Here is an 18,958-nt window from a genome sequence, read left to right on the forward strand (position 1 = left end):
AGAGCATGCTTGCAAAGTTAAATAATTTAAAGCCTACGACTTAAGGTACGCTAGCGACAGATTGGCCATGAATTGGTGTATTGTGCTTTGGATGAAATCTTGATACACCACCCCATTTTCAACACTTTCTAAAAGTTCTTGTTTGTAGGCATCTAAATCTCCTCTTTTGTTGTACTTTTTTATTGTCCACAAAGACGCTACAAACCTCCTACGAAGAGCGTTTTTCCAACCCCCACATCACCACGGCTGAAAGGTACGGGATGCTTTGGATAACAAGCGTGACGGCGTAGACGTAGATTTCGGTGATGCCACTGGTGTTGTGCGCGATGAGTGCGACGCAAGAAACAATCAAAGCGGCTCCTAGCATCATCTCATATTTGACGGGATTTTGGGTGCGTTTTTTGCTGTTGCCACCTTTTTCCGTGCGCTTAAAGGGTAGGCCGTCTTTCACAAACCCATCGTACACGGCTTTGAAGATGATGAGTTGCAAACTCATGGAGGCGATGGCACTAAGGAGCGTGTTTTTAAAACTCGTCTTTACCCGCAAGCGGTAGAGAATGAAGGTATGCAAGATGTTTACCAAAAACGCCGTGATGATGGGAATCGTCAAAGCGATGGTCGGGATGGTTACCCCCACGAACAAAATCACGGGCACCCAGAGGATGTTCATCATCGCCATGAGTGGGCCCATGGCATCGCTGAGCCAAAAGAACCACCCTGTGGCAAACTTGTGCTTTTGGGAAGGAGTAAGCGAGGTAGCTGAGAGCTTAAATTCGCGCCAGTGTTTTTTCAAAATCTGAATCGCCCCATAAGCCCAGCGGTGGCGTTGGGTTTTAAAGGCTTCAATGGTGTCAGGCAAAAGCCCGTACCCGTAACGGCGGTTGGTGTAGTGGGCCACATAGCCCGCCTCAAAGAGCCGAAGTCCTAGCTCACTGTCTTCGACGATGGTGTCTGTGCCCCACCCGCCCACTTCCATCATGGCACTGCGGCGTACCATCACCATGGTGCCGTGTACGACGATGGCGTTTTCTTCGTTGCGGTCAATCATCCCGATGTCAAAAAACCCTGCGTATTCGGCGTTCATGGCCGCCTTGACGATGCTCTCGTTCCCATCACGGTGGTCTTGGGGTGCTTGGACGATGGCGACTTTTGGGTTATCAAACAGCGGCACCAAATCCACAAGCCACGGCCCTTTGACTACATAATCCGCGTCAATCACCGCGATAATCTCCGCTTCTGGGTGGGTAAATTCCAACGCCCGATTGAGCGCACCCGCCTTGAAGCCTGTACATGTAATGTTCAAAAACACAAACCGCTCCCCTAGTTCTTGACACAGCGCTTCGATGGGTTTCCAGTAGTATTCTTCAGGGGTATTGTTGATGATGACGAGCACTTCAAAGTTCGGATACCGAAGCTGCGCCAAGGAGCGCAATGTCTCCTCCAGGACATGGGGTTGTTCTTTGTATGCAGGCACGTGGATAGAAACGAGCGGGATATTTTGCGAGGTTAAATTTATAGGCACCAATCGCCTTGGGGGCTGGCCAATAGAACAGCCAAAAAGTTCATTGGCCTTGGCCAGCGTAATGACCACCAGAGGAATCATAAGCATCGTTCCCATGCCCCACATCACCCACATGCCCCCGTTCATGTAATTCACAAACGGATACGTTGCCGCCATGACAATCCCAAAGGCCATCCCCTGAGCCGTCACCGCGTAAGCAAGAGCATGGTTGATGTTAAGGCGTTGGTTTTTCAAGCCAAACAAGGTCAAAAGCACCCCAATCAACACCGCCCCGACCATCTGGTATTTCCAGTGCTTGTTAAGCTGAATAATCTCCTCATCCAAGCTAAATTTTAGCCCGCGCTGAGAGTCAAAAATCCCCCAATACTGCCCAACATTTCCCTCATCTGCCCCTTTCCATGGCTGGTCGAAAGCTTCGATGATGTTGTACGTCCACGCCTTCTCTTTAGCAAGATTCAAAAACGAACGCACGGCGATGGCTTGGTTTTTGAGGCTCGGAACAGCTTTTTTGTTGTTGTATCCGTGGCTTGGCCACCCCGTCTCTCCGATGGCAAGGGAAACGCCAGGAAACAACGCTTCCATTGCAGTGTATTTTTCCTCCACAAAGGCGTTAAACCTCTCCACGGAAACCTTTTCCCAATAAGGCAAAATATGCACCGTGACATAATCCACCTGCTCTGCTAGCCACGGATTTTCCATCCACGTGTGCCACACTTCTGCGGTGGTAACGGGCTTGTCGGTTGCTTGGGAAACAAGGAAGATGTAACCTGCCAGTTCTTCAGGGCGAAGGTCTTTGCGTAAAAGGGTTTCGTTACCCACAATGACGGAGCGAATCCGATGGGGATAGCGTTGCAAAAGATACAAGGCCCGCTGAAATTCCACGTAGTTTTCTTCATAATCCCTGCCAAGCCACATCCCCAAGTCGATGGTTAAAGGCGTATGGCCGATGACTTCAAGCACCGCCATGGCATCTTGGGTCGCGTAGGTGCGCACGTTGTCCGCATAGGTGGCGATGAGCGACATATCTTTGGCGATTTGCGCGCGGGAAAGAAGGGTTTTGTCATTGCCGTCGTGGGGCGTGTAGGAAAGAGATTGGATGCGCTCATGTGACGCATGTACCACCACAACCTCACGGTCATGGGTAATCCAAAAAAATGTTTGAAACAATACAGCCAAAATGAGGGCGAAAAAGAGGTATCTCAGGGGTGTTCCTTAGGTAATCTAGGAGTGCAATCATAGCACATTTTAGGGATTTTTACGGGGTCTTGTGCGTTGCATTAATTGCTGTTACAATACGCCAAATAAACCAAAGGATTTTTCATGTCCAACACCCAAGAAGTTGCGTTAAAATACTTTCAAGAAGGCTACAATTGTGCCGAATCCGTCGTCCTTGCGACCACAAAAAACCCTGCCGCCACTGCCGTTGCTTCGGCATTTGGGAGTGGACTTTCCTGTACGGAAGGGATGTGCGGGGCACTTAGCGGAGGCGTGCTTGCCCTCTCTTTGACTAAAGGCAAAGGGGCGCGCCATGAGTCTGCAGAACTTGGCACAGAAGTCAAAGCCCTTGTAGAGGGGTTTCAAACCACCTTTGGCTCCACAGGCTGTTCAACACTGCTTGGATTTTCCCTCACCGACAAAGACGCGGGAGAAAAGTTCCAAGCCAAAGGTTGTTTTGAAACCAAATGCTCTTTGTACGTCAAGTACATAATCGAAGAGCTAGATCACTTACTCAAACCTACACAACCCCTTTAAGGGTTTCTAAAATAGCCTCGTGCATGGCACTAATCTCCAAGGCATGATGTCGCGAGGCTTTGGGTAGCGGGGGCGTGAGTGTAGAGAAAATCCGCCCTGGCTGGCTTGCCATCACCACCACCCTATCAGAAAGCAACAACGCTTCACGAATCGCATGGGTTACCATCACCACGCCCATGTTTTTTTCCCTAAAAAAGCCCAACATAGCTTCATCCATCGCCTCTCTACTGGCCTCATCAAGAGCTGAAAAAGGCTCGTCCATCAAGACCACATGAGATTCCATCGCCACAGCGCGCGCTAGAGCTGCACGTTGTTTCATGCCCCCAGAAAGCTGCCACGGATACGCCTTAGCAAAGGAGGCGATACCTGCGCGCTCCATGCACGCATAAGCTTTTTGGTGCTTTTGCGAAGCGGAAAAGCTCTTTACATGTAAAGGCAACATGACGTTCTCTTCGATGCTTAACCACGGAAAAAGACCCGAATCTTGGGGAATAAAACTGCGCCGATAACTTGGACCATCCACGGGCATGCCACGGTGCAACACCACGCCGTCGCTTTTTTGCTCAAAACCCGCAAGCAACCGCAACAAGGTGGACTTTCCGCACCCGCTTGGCCCTACAATAGAGACAAATTCCCCCACCTCCATGGAAAAATCAATCCGCTGCAAGGCCACCACACAGCGCTGTTCTTGGGGGAGACTGTACGCTTTACTCAACCCTTGAAGTTCAAATTCCAGCACTGCCCATCCTTACATGTAACAGACGCTCAACATAGCCAAAGAGGTATTTTTCGCTCACTATTCCTACCACGCAAATCAGCCCAATGGCAATAAACGCCGCTTCAAAATCCAGCGACCACCGCGACTGAATGATGGCAGACCCCAGTCCCACGCTACTACCCACAACCATTTCCGCCGCGATAAGCACCCGCCACCCCACCGCAAGCCCCATGCGCATCCCTAGCAACAAAGAAGGGGCAAGAGCGGGTAAAACTACCATTCCCAAGGTGCGCATCCGTGAGAGGTTTAACATGCGTGCCATTTGCAAATGGTGTTGGGGAAATTGGCGCACGCTTGAAGCTGTATGGACAAATACGGGGCCAAAAGCGGTGATGACAATCATAAACACCGTCGCCTTTTCGCCAATCCCAAAAAGCAACATGGCAAAGGGAATCCACGCAAGGCCAGGCATGAGCTGCAGCACCCCACCCACTTGCATCCCTGCTCCATATAGCCACGACACCCTCCCGCAAAGCACCCCAAGCCCAAAGCCCAAGACAAGCGCTATGCCATAGCCCACGCCCCAGCGCTTCAAACTCATCCAAAAATGCTCCCACACGGGTGATTGGTAGAGCAACTCCCCTTGCAAAAAGTGCCAAAACCGCTCAAACACCGCTGGAGGCAGAGGAAAGGGAATCCCGCGCGTCCACTCTACCGTCCAACCCAAAAGGTACCACGCGCCCAAAAAAACAACACTCCCACAAAAGGCGCGAGCAAAGCCTTAAGGCGCAACGCACTCCCCTAAGGGCCGCACACGCCCCAAGATGCCCTGAGCGACTAAAAATTCCCCCAAGGCTTCAAGGCTTTTTAGGTCCGCTTCTTCCCAGCCAACGCGGTAAAAATGGTAGGCCATCGCTTGCGTGGTCGCTTCTAGCGAAAGTCCCGTAGCAGCAGAAAGTATCTGGGCCGCTTCGTCAGGAAACGCGGCTATAAAGGCCGCACTTTGTGCCAAGGCCGCCTTAAGTGCAGGTAAAACCTTGGCGTGTTCTTTTAAACTACGCTCTTTGGCCATGAGCAAAAGCGGATAGGTATTGCCCGTGCCGCCAAGGCTCATCAGCCGTTTTCCCAAGCCTCTTTCCACTAATACCGAAGGGGTGGGTTCACTGGCCACCACCGCGTCTGCCTCACCGCTTGCTAGCGCTGTAGCCATCAACGAAGGAGCCAAATCCATCATCTCTTTGTCTAATGAAAGGCCGAGGCTTTGGGTTTTTAGCAACAAGCCTCCATGGGTTGAGGTGCCAAATTTCACCGCAACCCTCTTCCCTTGCAACTCCTCTAGGCCTGTAGCCAAAGAAGTTTTTGGCACCACCACCCAATGGCGCTCTTCACCTCCACCCAAAGGCATGAGCGCTTGTACCCTTGGGCAGTATTTTCCTAGGGCAATGAGCGCGGCGGTGTCTCCCATGGTGGCAAAATCCGCATCCCCAAACAAGAGCGCTTCACTGGTTGCAGGGCCGCTAGCAAAGCGTTTGGGGTTTATATGTAACCCTTGGGCTTCAAAAAACCCCTTGGCCACCGCCACAAGCATTACCCCATCCCCGATGCGGTCTTGATAGGCGATGGTAATGGGTTTTGCACATCCTAGCACCACACAAAAAAACATCCCCAACACACTCCGCATGGTTTTCCTTTGCTAAAAAATAGGACACTGCTTGCCATAGCAGTACTGGTTGAACTTTTTTTGATCGCATTTACTTAGTGCCGCGGCTTCAAGCTTTACATGTAAGAACGTTTCAGAGAGCTTAGCGGCGATGGTAAGGGCCGTCCACACTTCGCGGTTACAGCAGCGCGCCGCTTCATAAGTGGCGATTTCTCCTAGCACGGCGTGGGTGGCTTGTTGGGCCAGTTGTCTGCTTTGGGCTTTGACAGGCGAAGCACCCAAGCACACCGCAAACCCGATGCCCACTCCGCTTGCCGCGCCACACACTCCCAAAAATCCGCACGCGCCACCCATCACGCTCGCACCGCGCGTTAGGGCTACATGTAAGGCATCTTGGGCCACGCTACCGCCACTGTTTTTAAAGGCGGTGACGATGATAGCAGGTACCATGGCGTGGTGTTCGGGGCCATGTTTTGGCACGCTTGGATGCTTGCGGATGGTCTCATACAAAGCTAACATGTCTGTTGCGTTTGAATGGGCGCAAATATGCTCGATGACTTCCAGTGCCTCTTTGGCATGGCAGGTGTCGCACACAAAGTGATTTTCCTTACATGTAACGCTGGTTTGCACGGTTTTACCGCAATAATAACAGCGGTTTTCTTGGGAAACTTGGCTGTACACCAACCCCTCACCACACACCATGCAGTTGGCCGTTTTTTTGGTGAGGCTAAAACTCGGAACGGCTTTCGCGGGAGCCAAGCTGAACCCAGCGGGCTTGGGTTTTTCAGGGGGCACGGCGCACGCACAGCCTTGGCCTTCTTGGTTGCTTACAGCGCCCGTGCTATCAAAAATAAACAGTTCGCTCTCCAACGCTTTAGCGTAGTGGGCGGGAATGTTAGCTTTAACGCCTTTTAAAAGCACGGTGCCCTCTTCCAACACGAGGCGCGCTAGGGGGCCTTGGTACATCACCGTTTGCAAGGAACTGGTTTGAGGTTTGTGGGCTTCAAAGGTGAGCGAATAAAAACTGTGGCCTTGGACTTGGCGGTAAAAAAAGCGCTTAAGTAAGCGCACGTTTTCAAAACCGCTCTCACGCAACAAGCCTAGCAAGTGGGTGATGGTGAGCGCCCCGCCGATGCACTCGCCACTGAGCTTACTGTCGTTGCGAATGCTCGCACTTGGCTCTTCGTCGCACACCACATCCGAGACCACCAACCTGCCGCCATTTTTAAGCACCCGAAAAATCTCCCCAAAGAGTTTGCGCTTGTGAGAAGAGAGGTTGAGCACACAGTTTGAGGTGACCACGTCGTAGCTTTGGTCAGGTTCTGGCAAAGACTCTAGGTAGCCTTTCACAAAAGAGAGGTTGTCATAGCCTAACTGTTGCGCCACCTCCTTTGCCCCTTTTGAGGCGATGGCAAGCATCGAGTCAAGCATGTCTACCCCGCGCACTCTGCCGCTCTCGCCGACTAATTTTGCGGCGATAAAACACTCTACCCCGCGCCCCGAACCTAGGTCCAACATGGCTTCATTTGGCACTAACGCAGCGTCTAATACGGGGCTTCCACACCCGTAGCCTCGAAACCGCAAGGATTGGGGGATGTGGGAAAGGTACTGCTCTTCGTAGCACACGGGGTTAAGGATGTCTTCTTTGTCTTCCAAGGCCGCGTCGTGGTAAAAGTCCTTCACAAGGCGCAAAGACGCACTCTCACCCGTGGCCACAAGGCAATTGGAATGCACACACGCTACGCCCTCATTAGCTCCGCAACTGTAGAGAATCTCACCCATTTTCAGTTGCAACCCGACGCCTTCCACGGGGCTTTCTTTGGCGGCTTGGACGATGAGACTTAGGGCCAGTTTTTCCATCACGCGCTCATAGGGGTCATCACCCATAAAGGTGTTTGCGTGGGCAAAACTGTGGTCAAAGTCGCCTCCGCCAAGCAAAAAGCGCAAGGGAGTGGTGAGGTTAACAACAGAACTTTCACGGATGGCCTTAGCCACAGGACTTTGCAAGGCTTCGGCGATGCTTCGCCCTTCCATAAGGAGTGCCTTTTCGCCGACCATGGCGGCACTGGGGTAAAAACTGCCATCATACGCCAACGCCGTGCGCCCCGAACTTGACCCATCATGTACCGTGCCCGCGGGGGCGAAGATTTGGGTTTTTAAAACTTCAAGGTTGTCGATGATGACCCCCTCTTTTTCTGCTTGGGCGCAAGCGCGCAAGAGGGCGTCAAAGAGGACTTTTTCGTCCATGAGTGGTTCTTGTTGGGCGCGCCCTCTGGAAAAGGGCCACATGAAATGCACATGGTTTGCCCCAAGACTCTTGGCAAGGCGCACCACTTCGGGGGTTTCGTGCACGTTTAGTGGGTGCAAACACAAGGAAAGGGAGTAGAGATAGCCCGCATTTTTAAGCCACACTAGATTGCGCTCTAGTTTTGTAAAACTTCCTTTACCGCGAATGGCTTCGTGGGCTTTAGGGAGTCCATCAAGACTGACTTGAAAATGCACGCGTGCTTTAGGGTAGTCCTTATATGTAAGGGTTTTTTCGAGCAACAAGCCGTTGGTGAGTACCGCCACTTCGGTCTCTTTGAACGCCAAAATCGCTTCTACTAACGCGTTAAACTCAGGATGCACCGTGGGTTCGCCACCGCTTAGCACAAAAAGGCGTGCCCCAAGAGCGTACGCTTCTTCTACCAAAGGCAACAGCTTGGCTAAGCTCAGCGTGTCTTTTTCGCTAGGACTAGAGCTAAACAAACAGTGGGTACATGTAAGGTTACAGCGGTTGGTGAGGTGAATCCAAAACTCTTGCAAGGGGACTTTTGCCTGTTTTTTGGGCGCGTACACCGCGGGGTTTGGGGTGCCGATGCGCGTGCGCAAGGTGCGAAGGGTGTCGCTCTCTTCCTCTAAACACAGGGCTTCATCGGCCTTGGGACTTGGCACAAACCAGTGGGCACTTTGGGTGTGCACATACACAGGGGTATTTTCGTAAGTAAACCGTTTCCACATACTACACGCTCACGTTGAGGATTTTGCCCTAAGGGCTTTGATTTTTTTGACCGCTACGGGCAAGAGGGCAAGCAGGCCAAAAAGCACGAGTACCAAGGCCATCTCTTTGGTAAAAATATCGCCCAAGTGGTCGATGCGCGAAAGCTGACTTCCCGCGTACGTGTAGGCAAATCCGCCGGGGATGATGCCGATAAACGTGGTGATAAAAAAGGTTTTAATATCGATGCGCGTCAGGCCGCAAAAGAGGTTGACCAAGAAAAACGGAAACACAGGGATGAGCCGCAAGGCAAAAAGGTAACTGTACCCATCGCGCTCTAGTTCGGTGTTGAACTTGGCCAACTCGTTGGCGTATTTTGCTTGCAAACTTTCCCCTAGCACAAAACGCGCCACGTAAAAACTCGCCACCGCCCCAAGGGTCGCGCCAAGGACGGCAAAAATAAGCCCAAAAAACGCCCCAAACATAAAACCCGCCGCGAGGGAAAGCACCGTGGCGATGGGAAACATGAGTGCCACCGAAAGGGCATACAGCGCCACAAGCCCAAGGGCGCTTAAGAAGTAGTGCTCTTGCACAAACAACAGCAAGGTTTCGCGCTTGGCTTTGAGCATTTCAAAGGAAACATACGCATCAAGTCCAAGGATGTTTACAAGCACAACAAGCCCTACCACGAGGGCAAGAAGGAGGAGTTTTTTCTTCACATTATCCCTTTAACGATGCAATCATGCGTTTGGTTTTGTAGCGGTTTATCCAAGAAGTAAGTGTGCCGTGTTTTGGCTGCGTCAAGGTTTTGGCGACCGTCTCATCAAAGAGCAAGTCTAGCAAATGCACCCCATTTTTGCCGCCGCGTGACATGGAGCTACAGCACTCTTGGCAGTAACTCACGATGGTTTCGCACTCGGTCTGGTGGGCGCGGGAGACCATCTGTTCACGGGCAAGTTTGGGGTTGGTGAGGGCTAGCATCCCGCCGCTTCCACAGCACTGGGTTTTGTCGCGGTTGAACTTGAACTCCTCAAAGGGGAGTTTGATAGTACGTAAAATCTGGCGTACCGCTTCGTGCAACGGCTTTTCGAGGCGCGTCGGACAGGGGTCGTGCAAGGCCACAGGCTTGGCCTCGCTAAAGTCCCGCTGAGGCACGCCAATCTGCGCTAAAAGCTTGTACAACGAGAGGGTTTTGACCTGTGGCGAGAGGGTTTTGAGGCTCATGTAACAGTTCTCACACGCGGTCACCACGGTCGTCACGCCAAGGCGGTCGATGTCGCGCTCTAGCAAACTGTAAAACCCTTCAAATCGGTCGATGTCGCCCAACACCCGCGTGGGTTTGCCACAGCACTGCATGAGCACGCTCATCCCTGGACACGCTTCTTGCAAATGCGCGATGATGGACTTCACAAGAGCGGGAGAATAGGAACTCAGGGCGCATCCGGGCATGAACGCCATGTGGGAAAAGTCGGTGGCACGGAATGTTTTGATGGTCGTAAGCGCTTTTGAAAAACTCAAGACTTGGTGAAACAACACCGCACGGTAGCCAAAATTTTTAAGCTCCGTAGGGGCAAGTTCCACTTTGCGCTTTACAAAATGCGCTTCAATGCTGATGTCTTTTGGGCACACATGGGCGCAATACCCACAGGCCGCGCAGGAAAAGGCCACAGAAGCGGGAGATTCTTTGATGGTTTCAAGAAGGGTTTTGGGAGAGTCCGTAAACTCCCCCATCATCAAACACCCCTTCATGCACGCTTTACAGTCGATACACTCGGTTGAAGGGTTCATTATTGTGCGAGTACGTCGCTGATTTTAGCACGTGGCCATTTTTCTTGACCCCCTTTGAGGGTAAACAGTTGGTCTTTGCTGATGCCATTTTCAAGGTAAAAATCATAGGCGCGATCCGCTCCGCCACCGCCACGCGGGCACACGATGACCACTTTTTGGCCAGGCTTGATAGAAGGAAGCACTGCGGCAAGGGCTGCTTTTTCCGCGTCTGTTTTGACGGGGTACGCATACGTGTCTACAGCACCTTTGAGGTGTTCTTTGTCAAAGCCAGGTTTTTCTTGGATGTCTACAATGACCACAGACTCAGGCGCCGTACGAATCAACGCTGCTGTTTCTTCTGCTGTGATGTAGTTGTATTTACCACCAAAAAACCCAAACAAAGTGCTGTTTAGCACCACCAACAAACCTAAAGCTACCGCTACCGTGCGAAGCATTTTCATGAAAAACTCCTAAAAAGTGTTTACATGTAGGGAATGTACAACGGATAAAAAAGGAGGATGGTACAAAGAGGTATCATGCTGCCATTGTTGTACGCTCAAGCCTTGAGCCTGTACATGAGTGCGAAATTATAAAGCGTGTATGCTTACATGTAAGTTAAAATGGTAAATTACCATTTACCGCTATTTTGTCACATTTGTTTCTCTTATTTGTAAGTGTCATCTTGCACTAAAATATCGTTTATTTTGTCTCTTGGCCATCCGTACTGCCCATCGGTCAAAATGAACACGCGCGCCTTTGGTATGCCATTTTTGACCAACACATCTACCGCACGCTCTGCGCCGCCGCCTTTTGGACACACGATGACTACCTTGTCTTCAGGCTGAATCTGCCCCATGATGGCTACCAAGCGCCCTGCTTCTTCGGCGGTATTTACCGGAAATGCGTAAGTAGGAATGGCACCTTTGAGGTGCTCTTCGTTAAAATCCTCTTCCACTTGAATGTCCACAAGTGCCACGGCACCGCCTTCACGCACCAGTTGCGCCACTTCGGGGGCGTCGATGTAATTGTACGCCGCTTTTTTGCCGCCACACCCTACTAACACAAGACCAAGCAACACTGTTGCCATCACCAAACGAAACTGCATAAGTACTCCTAAAAATGGGTTACATGTAAAGAAAAAAGGGGGTGACCACAAAAGCAGAAAGAGGTTGCATAAGATGGTCGCTTAAAACTTAAGCCTGCATTGCATGTGGCGGTATTGTAAAGAAGATGGTCTTAATGTCTTATTAAAAATAGTAAATATTTTTTTACCCATTGATTGAAATCAATCAATGCTTTTCCCGCCCGCCCTTGGTAACATGCCGACAACTTTTAGCTTCTTGTGAACACGTGTTTGCAAGAAGGGGAAGCACCAAGGGTGCGCGAGCCCTCCGCTGAGGAGAACTCAGCGCTCTCACAGAGAGTGCAAGCACAAGAGCGTAGCTTTTGGGGCTTTGCCCTAAAAGCGTATCAAAAGTTCTGCAAGAACTCTAATGAAAAAGGAGATAATTTGTCTTTATCTATGTTTTGTGACCAATGCTCAATGAGCGCCATTAACGGATGCGGTGCCAAAGGCCAAGAAATCGGTACATGTGGCAAAGATGCCAATCTAGCTAAACTGCAAGATATTATGATTTACGGGCTTAAAGGTTTAAGCGCTTACCGCACCCACGCCGACCAACTGGGTGCTAACACCAAAGTCGTGGACGACGTACTGGCTGAAACCTTGTATTTCACCCTCACCAACAGCAACTTTAACTTCGACGAGCACATCGCGCAGCTCATGAAAATAGGCACAGCGGGCATCGAGATGATGAACATCTTAAGCGACGCACACACGGGACACCTTGGCGTGCCAACGCCTGTCACCGTGCCCCAAAACAAGGCTGAGGGCAAGGCTATCTTGGTGAGCGGTCACAACCTTGACATGCTCCAAAAACTTTTAGAGGCCACCAAAGACAAGGGCATCAACATCTACACCCACTCCGAAATGCTCCCCGCCCACGGCTACCCGGAACTGCGCAAATACGCCCACCTCAAAGGCAACATCGGCAAGGCGTGGTTTGACCAGACAACCCTCTTTGAAAAATGGAACGGTACCATCATCGTCAACACCAACTGCATCGTGCCGCCGAAAAAAAGCTCCACCTACGTTGAGCGCCTTTACACCTACTCAATCGTAGGCATCGAAGAAGGCAAAAAAATCATCAACGACGACTTCACGGATGTCATCGCCCAGACCTTGGCACTGCCTGATGTGACAGGATTTGAGAGTGATGAAACCCTCCAAACAGGCCACCACTACAAAACCATCCTCTCGTTGGCACCGCAGGTTCTCGAAGCCGTAGCGGCAGGGAAAATCCGCCAGTTTTTTGTCATCGCAGGGTGCGACGCACCGGGAAAAGGGGGCGAGTACTACCGTGAATTTGCCAAAAACTTGCCAGAAGATTGTGTCATCATCACGTCAAGTTGCGGAAAGTTCCGCTTTAACGACATCGACTTTGGCACCATCGCCGACACGGGCATCCCCCGCTACCTCGACCTTGGCCAGTGCAACGACAGCGTAGGCGGCATCCACATCGCCCTAGCCGTATCGCAAGCACTCAACACGCCGGTCAACGACCTGCCTATCTCCATCGTGCTAAGCTGGATGGAGCAAAAAGCCGTACTCGTACTCCTCGCGCTCTTTAGCATCGGCATCCAAAACATCTACCTCGGCCCAAAACCACCACAATTTGTCAACGACGACATCTTCGCCTTCTTGCAAGAGCACTTCAACTTGCACCTCACAGGCGATGTGGAAAGCGACATGGAGAATCTTCTCATTAAGAAAACTGCGTAAATCTTTACATGTAAAGATGAGGAAGCCTTGAGGGGCTTTCTCTATTTTTTTAAGCGACCAACCAACCAAACTCTTTTAATTTCTCTGCGCGTTCAAAAAACTTCTTTTCCAAAATATCTGAAAATTCCATCTCCTCTTTTAAGGCTCTTTTATCTTTAGAATAAGAGCTTATGGGCTTGCGCGTAAAAAAAGGCATTGAGCCTAGCGTTTTGAGGCGTTCTATGTAGTGCGGCATTTTATCGACGTATATCAAAGCCGTTTCTCTAGCAAGTCTTAAAAAATCTGAAAAAGAGACATCTAACTTTTGACAAATAACTTTAAAATCATTGGGTCTGATGTTTTGTTGTTTGCCATTGATCGTTAAGTGTGATTCATGACCATAACATGAATCATAAAGAGCTGTTGTTGCAACATCGTAAAGTGGCGACATAAACGAGCGATTTTTTGTGTGCATGATGCTTAAATTTTTGGTGTGCATATCTTCATGGACGATTAAAAGTGAATAGAAAAGATAGTGTAAAAAAATCAACCGCTCTTTTTTATCTAAAAGCTCTTTGGCAACCCTTTGCGCCATTTTTTCGGTTGAAGTATCGTATTTTGTTTCGCTATTGAGTCCCATCAAAGAAGAAACATTGGTTTTGGCAAAAACACTGTTTTGGTACTTGTCAAATCGCTTGATGATGTAATGCCAATCTTCCCCATCTTTGATGATAGCAGACCATGGCACATCAAAGCCCAATTCGTTTTTAGCAAAACTCATATGGAGGTGTTCGTTCACCGACAAATAGGGAATATATTTTTGTGCTTGTGGGTCAGTATACTCTTTGTTGTATGGCTTGATAAAATAGTATGTTGGCTCACTTTTTTGTGGTTCGCGCAAGACCCCATGAGCCTCATCCATAATAACATGCATTTTATGTTGTTGCCCCGATAAGCCAAATTGAACAGAAGGTTGCGTTGCTTTGGCTATATCTTTGATAAACAATTTTTCCTTATTGATTTTAATATCCAGCGCTAGCACATTGGGAAAGTCATGCTTGCCCAAAATCTCTTTTTTGTGCGTATGGTAAAAAATACCGACATCACTATTGGGCGTTAAAACACTCTTCTCTTTTGAAAAAGACAAATCTCCCACATTTTGTTCAAGTGCCAACAATAATGCAATCACCGAAGATGTTTTTTCTTGGTATTCCAATGCTTGCCTGTCTATTCCTTCAGGCAACAACTCTTCAAATACGGGAAATAACTCTGTCGATTCAATGAGTGCAAAAGGAGTGTCTAATGTTGGAATGATTTCGATGGGTTCAGAAAAAAGATAATTTATATCGTAGGAAAATATAAACTTTTCCAAAGATGCTGAAAACCCAACGACGCCAGCATATCTTTTGTTCTTATACACATAGGCAAAAAAATCCATGATTTCTTCAGGGGAGCGAAGTCGATAGGTCGTACTTGAAGCACTGCCATAAGAGACAACTCTTCTTAAAGTGATTAACTCTTTGATGTGCCTTTGCAAAGTCCTTGGCTCAATTTTGTATTTTAAATTGCTCATTATTTCACTTAAGGATAGATTGGTTTTCTTGTCAGCAAATAGTTTTAAAATATCGATATATTCTCTTTTCAGCTTCATATTTTATCCTTAAGTTTATTGCGACACATATTTAGTTGTATTTAAGTTAATGCAAATACTATAGCCACTTTAATTAAAATAAGCTTAATATATGTCGCAAAAACCTTGAGATGATTTTTGAGTTAAGTGGCTTTATATTTTCACCTAGAATAGCCCACAACCCCCACCCAATAGGCGACGTAGAAGGCGACATGGAAAATCTTCTCACTAAGAAACTGCGTAAATTAGCTTTTTAACACTTTACATGTAAAGCCTTTGGTGCTTTACATGTAAAGACTAACAGTTATCCATAAACTCCCTTTTTTTGGACCACTCGACTCGGCTTTTAATCGAAGCGCACTGTTTTTTGAGTATCTGAAAATGGTCTAATAAATCAATGTCATCTTTAAAGATCTCACCCAATAGTTCTAAATCTTCCAGTCTTTTGGTGAAATACACAACGCTACTCCCCGACCATCCGTGGTTTGATGGCTCTAGTTTTAATCGCTTAAAGTCTTCAATATTTTTATTCACACAAATAAAGACCTTTAAAAGCCTTTTCTTTATCTTTCCGTCCATTTTGCAAACAACCATACGGAATAAAAAATCAATTTCATCTATGGTGTGCTCTTTGACATATTTCTCTAAAAACTCAATTTGTTTTTCTTTTGGCATTAGCGTATCGTTAAGCCTATCATTGCCTCCTTTGAAAAAAAGTTCTAGAGCCGACTCAGCAAAAGATGGAAAAACTTCTCTTTTTTTCTCAGTGGAATAAAATAATGAAAGTATGGATGTCACTATCGGAAAAATATCTTCTCTGGCCCATAAAAAATTAAAGTCCCGATATTGCGTCTTTCTTTTTTTAAGAGAAAACAAAAGGTGTTCTCCTAAAAAATTAGGTGCATGGTTTAGTAGTAAATTTAGTATTTTCCCATTGTGGTCAAAATGATCACACCGTTCACTTCCTAGATCGTATGCCCATTTCGTTAGATTCAAATCTTCCTTGATAAAGCATTTTATTTCGTCTTCTGAAAGCAAATCTAGTCGAAAAATAGAATTACAAGAGCTTAGACAGTCTTCATTTTTTGACTCTCTTGCTTTTATAATCCTAAAAATTTCAACCAGAATTATCATCTCTTTTTGAATAAAATTTTCAATCCGAGACTTGTGGATACAAAGACAAGAAAGGTTTGCGGTTTGAAAAAAGGTTAGCAATTTTTCTTTTTCATTTCCATCAATTTCCCAAGATTCTAAAAAGGAAAAATAAGCCATCCGCAGCTGTTCGGCCGTTTTTGGTGACTGCTCTTCAATTAGTGACCATGTGGCATCTTTTCCAAAGCGCTTATAATAAACTCTTACGGTATTGAAACAATACAGCCCAAAACCGTCTGCATGACTCAAATAAAAACAAACAACCGAATCAAGGATGGCATCAGAAAAATCATCCAACAATGAAAAAAAGGTACAAAAATTTCTCTCAATTTCAAGACGAATACTTCCCCATTGAAGTGCTTCACCTATAAGCAAAATAAGTTGTTTAAAATCTTCTAATTCGAAGCCCTCAATGTACTCTCTTATATCTTCAGCTATCAACGCTTCAATCTCTTCATATTCTATATCTGAATGAGATTCCATAACATCGCGATGCCCCCTCGAAAAGAGTTGGTACGCTCTAACCGCTTCGTGAAAAAAATATATTGATAATTCAGTAGTTTCAACAGGGAGTCTTTCGTAATTGCAACATTCTATAAAAGCATTCACAAGATAACAGTGTCTATTGTTTCCAGGGTTTAATTTAGCATAAAAAAATGGTGGTAAAATCTTAATATCAAATCGCACAGTCCCGCGCCAAGGCGAACAGTAACTCCCTAATAACCCTAACACTTCCTGTTCTTTATTTGCAAGTTGTTTAAAAATATTTTCCCATATTTTTTTCCTAAAACCCTCATGTTCTTCTCCAAGAAAATGCTCAAGCCATGCTTGTGTTAATGAAAAAAATAGTGCATCTAGTTCGGGGTATATTTTCATTTTTTCAACTAACTTATCCAAAAAAAGTGCACATCTTTCTTGTGCTTGTATGACACTATCTTTGTCATGATATTCGGTTAATATTTCAATGATTTCGCTATTTTTACTTGGCCGCTTAATACAATATTCCAGCATCAAAGCTTGTGTCATGGAGCAAGAATCCGTTATTTTTAAAAGCTTTCCAAAAAAATAGAGATAAAGGCTTTCACTAAAACGACTTTCTTCTTCCAAATTATTGATTTTCTCTTTAAGATATTGAAGCGTTTCGAGAGGTTTTAAAAAACAAAAGAGCTCCAGCAGAGATTCTGTGCGTCTTTCGTTTACACCAATAGACTCACTGTAAATTTCATTAATAGCCCCAATCAAAGCCCCCTCAACAGCTTCGCTCGAAAAATCTTCCAAAATTGGATAAAACGTATCCCTAATGCGTTCTTGGTTTTTTTCTAGAAATGGCTCCAAGAAAGCTTTTACATGTAAAAGCTTTTTATTAAATACCATTTCATAAAAAAGATAAGTAGCGAGTATTTGGTCGGAAACTTTAACTATCTCATCTTCATACATATCTGCAAGCTCAAGGCTGTGAAGTTTTTGCGCCGTACGCCAAAAGGATTCTACATCAACACCAAAAATAGACTGCACTTCCTGTATTTGCTCTAGATTATTTTTATCAACAGCACCATAAAAAGCAATGATTGCCGCAGCCTTTAAAAGTATTTCATCTTCTTCAATCTCAATATCTTCATCAACGGAGGCAAAAAATCTTTGGTAAATAGTGGAAATATTTTCCAAACCGACCAGCCCCTTATCTTGCTCAAGTAGTCGGAGCATCATTATCATAAAGCGAGGATTGCCTTTTGATACAGCCACAATTTTATCAATATGTCGCCAATCCCTCAGGCCATATTTCTCTAAAAAATACCTCATGTGTTTATGTTCAAATGGCTCTAAAGTTACAATATCCTCTGCAAGCCATTCGTAAGCTTCTAACAACTTTTTAATTTTTCCCATTGCATACCCGCGAACCGTGAGCACTAATTTAATATCACCATTTTTGATTTTCTCTGAGAAAAATTCTAAAAAATATTCTAATCCATAAGAAATACGATTCGCATCATCAATCAACACTAAAAACTTTTCTTCAGAAGAAAAATAAGTGCGAATATCATCCATAATATCCACGCTTCCACGCTGAAGAATGCAATAAAGTTTGCGTTTTTCATTTGACGCATATACTCTGCAACACTCTAGGGCTAATTTTGTTTTTCCAACCCCTGGAATTCCAGCCAGTGTTGTGATGGAATTTTTTTCAATAGATGCAAGGGTTGCTTTTTGCTCATTTTCACGAAAATACAGTTCTCCCTCTAAAGGAATTGCATAGCGAGTATTGGAGTAATGCTTCAGAAAATCATCAATTTCTAAAATTTGCCCCGTATCTGCCTCTACATGTAAAAATTCTTGGGCCAAATCAGGGTGGTGATTTAAAATTTCATTAGCAATAGCAGAAAGTGTCAGCACCGTGCAACTAATATTTTTTTCTTGGCACTTTTTGCTTAATGTATTTATTTCTTTTGGTCCCAATTTGGCATTGCAAGCAAGGATAATTTCTTGAATATTGCTTATAGCAATGCCTGTCTTTGAAGCATCAAAACATTTTTCCAAATCACCTAAAAACTTAGCCTTTACGCCACTCTTTTGAGTTGTATATTCGACAAATATATAATTGCCGTTGGAAAGAGTTATTAAGGTGTCTGGAGTTCCTGCGGTTGGCTTATCTTCACCGGACTTAGTACCTATAGAATGAATCAGATAGCCGTATTTCTTGCTTAAGTATCTATCTATGAGTTTATGAAAAACTGAATCATTTATGTTGGAAAGTTCTTTTTCTATTGCATTAATTTTAGACATAATATAACGCACCTTGTCTTCATAAAGATTTATTAAGATTTTACCATTATTTGCCAATAGCATTATTTCTAAAATTGTCTTCATTTTCAAAACAGTCGAAGGTTTTAATTCTCTCGTAAATCTTTACATGTAAAGATAAAAAGTGGGCCCACATCTTCCCTGTTTTGTTCTGAATCTT

General features: G+C 46.4%; 13 protein-coding genes. 2 read left to right on the forward strand and 11 right to left on the reverse strand.

Translation table 11 applies throughout. From position 1 onward, the window contains the following. Positions 1-208: 208 nt before the first annotated feature. Positions 209-2,725 carry a glycosyltransferase family 2 protein gene (locus JWV37_RS09700; protein WP_205459630.1) on the reverse strand — a complete coding sequence of 839 codons (2,517 nt, stop codon included), beginning with the start codon at positions 2,723-2,725 and terminating at the stop codon, positions 209-211. A 117-nt stretch (positions 2,726-2,842) separates the two neighbouring features. On the opposite strand from JWV37_RS09700, the gene JWV37_RS09705 reads away from it, so the two are divergent. Then, positions 2,843-3,274 (forward strand): C-GCAxxG-C-C family protein, encoded by a 432-nt coding sequence (locus tag JWV37_RS09705; RefSeq protein WP_205459602.1) that lies wholly within the window; start codon positions 2,843-2,845, stop codon positions 3,272-3,274. Here JWV37_RS09705 and JWV37_RS09710 read toward each other — a convergent pair. The 8 genes from JWV37_RS09710 to JWV37_RS09745 form a co-directional block, all read right to left on the reverse strand. Further along, entirely contained in the window at positions 3,258-4,013 is a 756-nt protein-coding gene (locus JWV37_RS09710; protein ID WP_205459603.1) for an ABC transporter ATP-binding protein, read from the reverse strand. The two genes, JWV37_RS09705 and JWV37_RS09710, sit on opposite strands and share 17 nt — an antisense overlap. Continuing rightward, positions 4,000-4,737 (reverse strand): ABC transporter permease, encoded by a 738-nt coding sequence (locus JWV37_RS09715; RefSeq protein WP_205459604.1) that lies wholly within the window; start codon positions 4,735-4,737, stop codon positions 4,000-4,002. The genes JWV37_RS09710 and JWV37_RS09715 overlap by 14 nt, the downstream gene beginning before the upstream one ends. 36 nt (positions 4,738-4,773) lie before the next feature. Beyond that, positions 4,774-5,673 (reverse strand): ABC transporter substrate-binding protein, encoded by a 900-nt coding sequence (locus tag JWV37_RS09720; RefSeq protein ID WP_205459605.1) that lies wholly within the window; start codon positions 5,671-5,673, stop codon positions 4,774-4,776. A 12-nt stretch (positions 5,674-5,685) separates the two neighbouring features. Beyond that, positions 5,686-8,652, reverse strand: coding sequence for a DUF5714 domain-containing protein (locus JWV37_RS09725; RefSeq protein WP_205459606.1), 2,967 nt, complete (start codon positions 8,650-8,652; stop codon positions 5,686-5,688). 9 nt (positions 8,653-8,661) lie between these two features. Beyond that, a complete protein-coding gene (locus JWV37_RS09730; protein ID WP_205459607.1) occupies positions 8,662-9,348 on the reverse strand; it encodes a TVP38/TMEM64 family protein in 687 nt (228 codons plus the stop codon). A 1-nt stretch (position 9,349) separates the two neighbouring features. Continuing rightward, entirely contained in the window at positions 9,350-10,417 is a 1,068-nt protein-coding gene (locus tag JWV37_RS09735; protein WP_205459608.1) for a (Fe-S)-binding protein, read from the reverse strand. Beyond that, positions 10,417-10,857: a rhodanese-like domain-containing protein gene (locus tag JWV37_RS09740; protein ID WP_205459609.1), complete on the reverse strand. Its 441-nt coding sequence runs from the start codon at positions 10,855-10,857 to the stop codon at positions 10,417-10,419. Before JWV37_RS09740 ends, JWV37_RS09735 begins: the two co-directional genes overlap by 1 nt. Positions 10,858-11,060: 203 nt before the next feature. Continuing rightward, positions 11,061-11,501 (reverse strand): rhodanese-like domain-containing protein, encoded by a 441-nt coding sequence (locus JWV37_RS09745; protein WP_205459610.1) that lies wholly within the window; start codon positions 11,499-11,501, stop codon positions 11,061-11,063. A 417-nt stretch (positions 11,502-11,918) separates the two neighbouring features. Here JWV37_RS09745 and hcp point away from each other — a divergent pair, with 417 nt between their 5' ends. Further along, positions 11,919-13,238: a hydroxylamine reductase gene (hcp, locus tag JWV37_RS09750; protein ID WP_205459631.1), complete on the forward strand. Its 1,320-nt coding sequence runs from the start codon at positions 11,919-11,921 to the stop codon at positions 13,236-13,238. A gap of 49 nt (positions 13,239-13,287) precedes the next feature. Here the strand turns inward: hcp and JWV37_RS09755 are convergent, their stop codons facing one another. Together JWV37_RS09755 and JWV37_RS09760 are read right to left on the reverse strand one after the other, a co-directional pair. Beyond that, positions 13,288-14,868: a type II toxin-antitoxin system HipA family toxin gene (locus JWV37_RS09755; RefSeq protein ID WP_205459611.1), complete on the reverse strand. Its 1,581-nt coding sequence runs from the start codon at positions 14,866-14,868 to the stop codon at positions 13,288-13,290. A 276-nt stretch (positions 14,869-15,144) separates the two neighbouring features. Continuing rightward, complete coding sequence (locus JWV37_RS09760; RefSeq protein ID WP_205459612.1) at positions 15,145-18,864, reverse strand: nSTAND3 domain-containing NTPase; 3,720 nt, start codon at positions 18,862-18,864, stop codon at positions 15,145-15,147. Positions 18,865-18,958: the final 94 nt, after the last annotated feature.

Source organism: Sulfurospirillum tamanense, from assembly GCF_016937535.1.
Lineage (GTDB): Bacteria > Campylobacterota > Campylobacteria > Campylobacterales > Campylobacteraceae > Sulfurospirillum_B > Sulfurospirillum_B tamanense.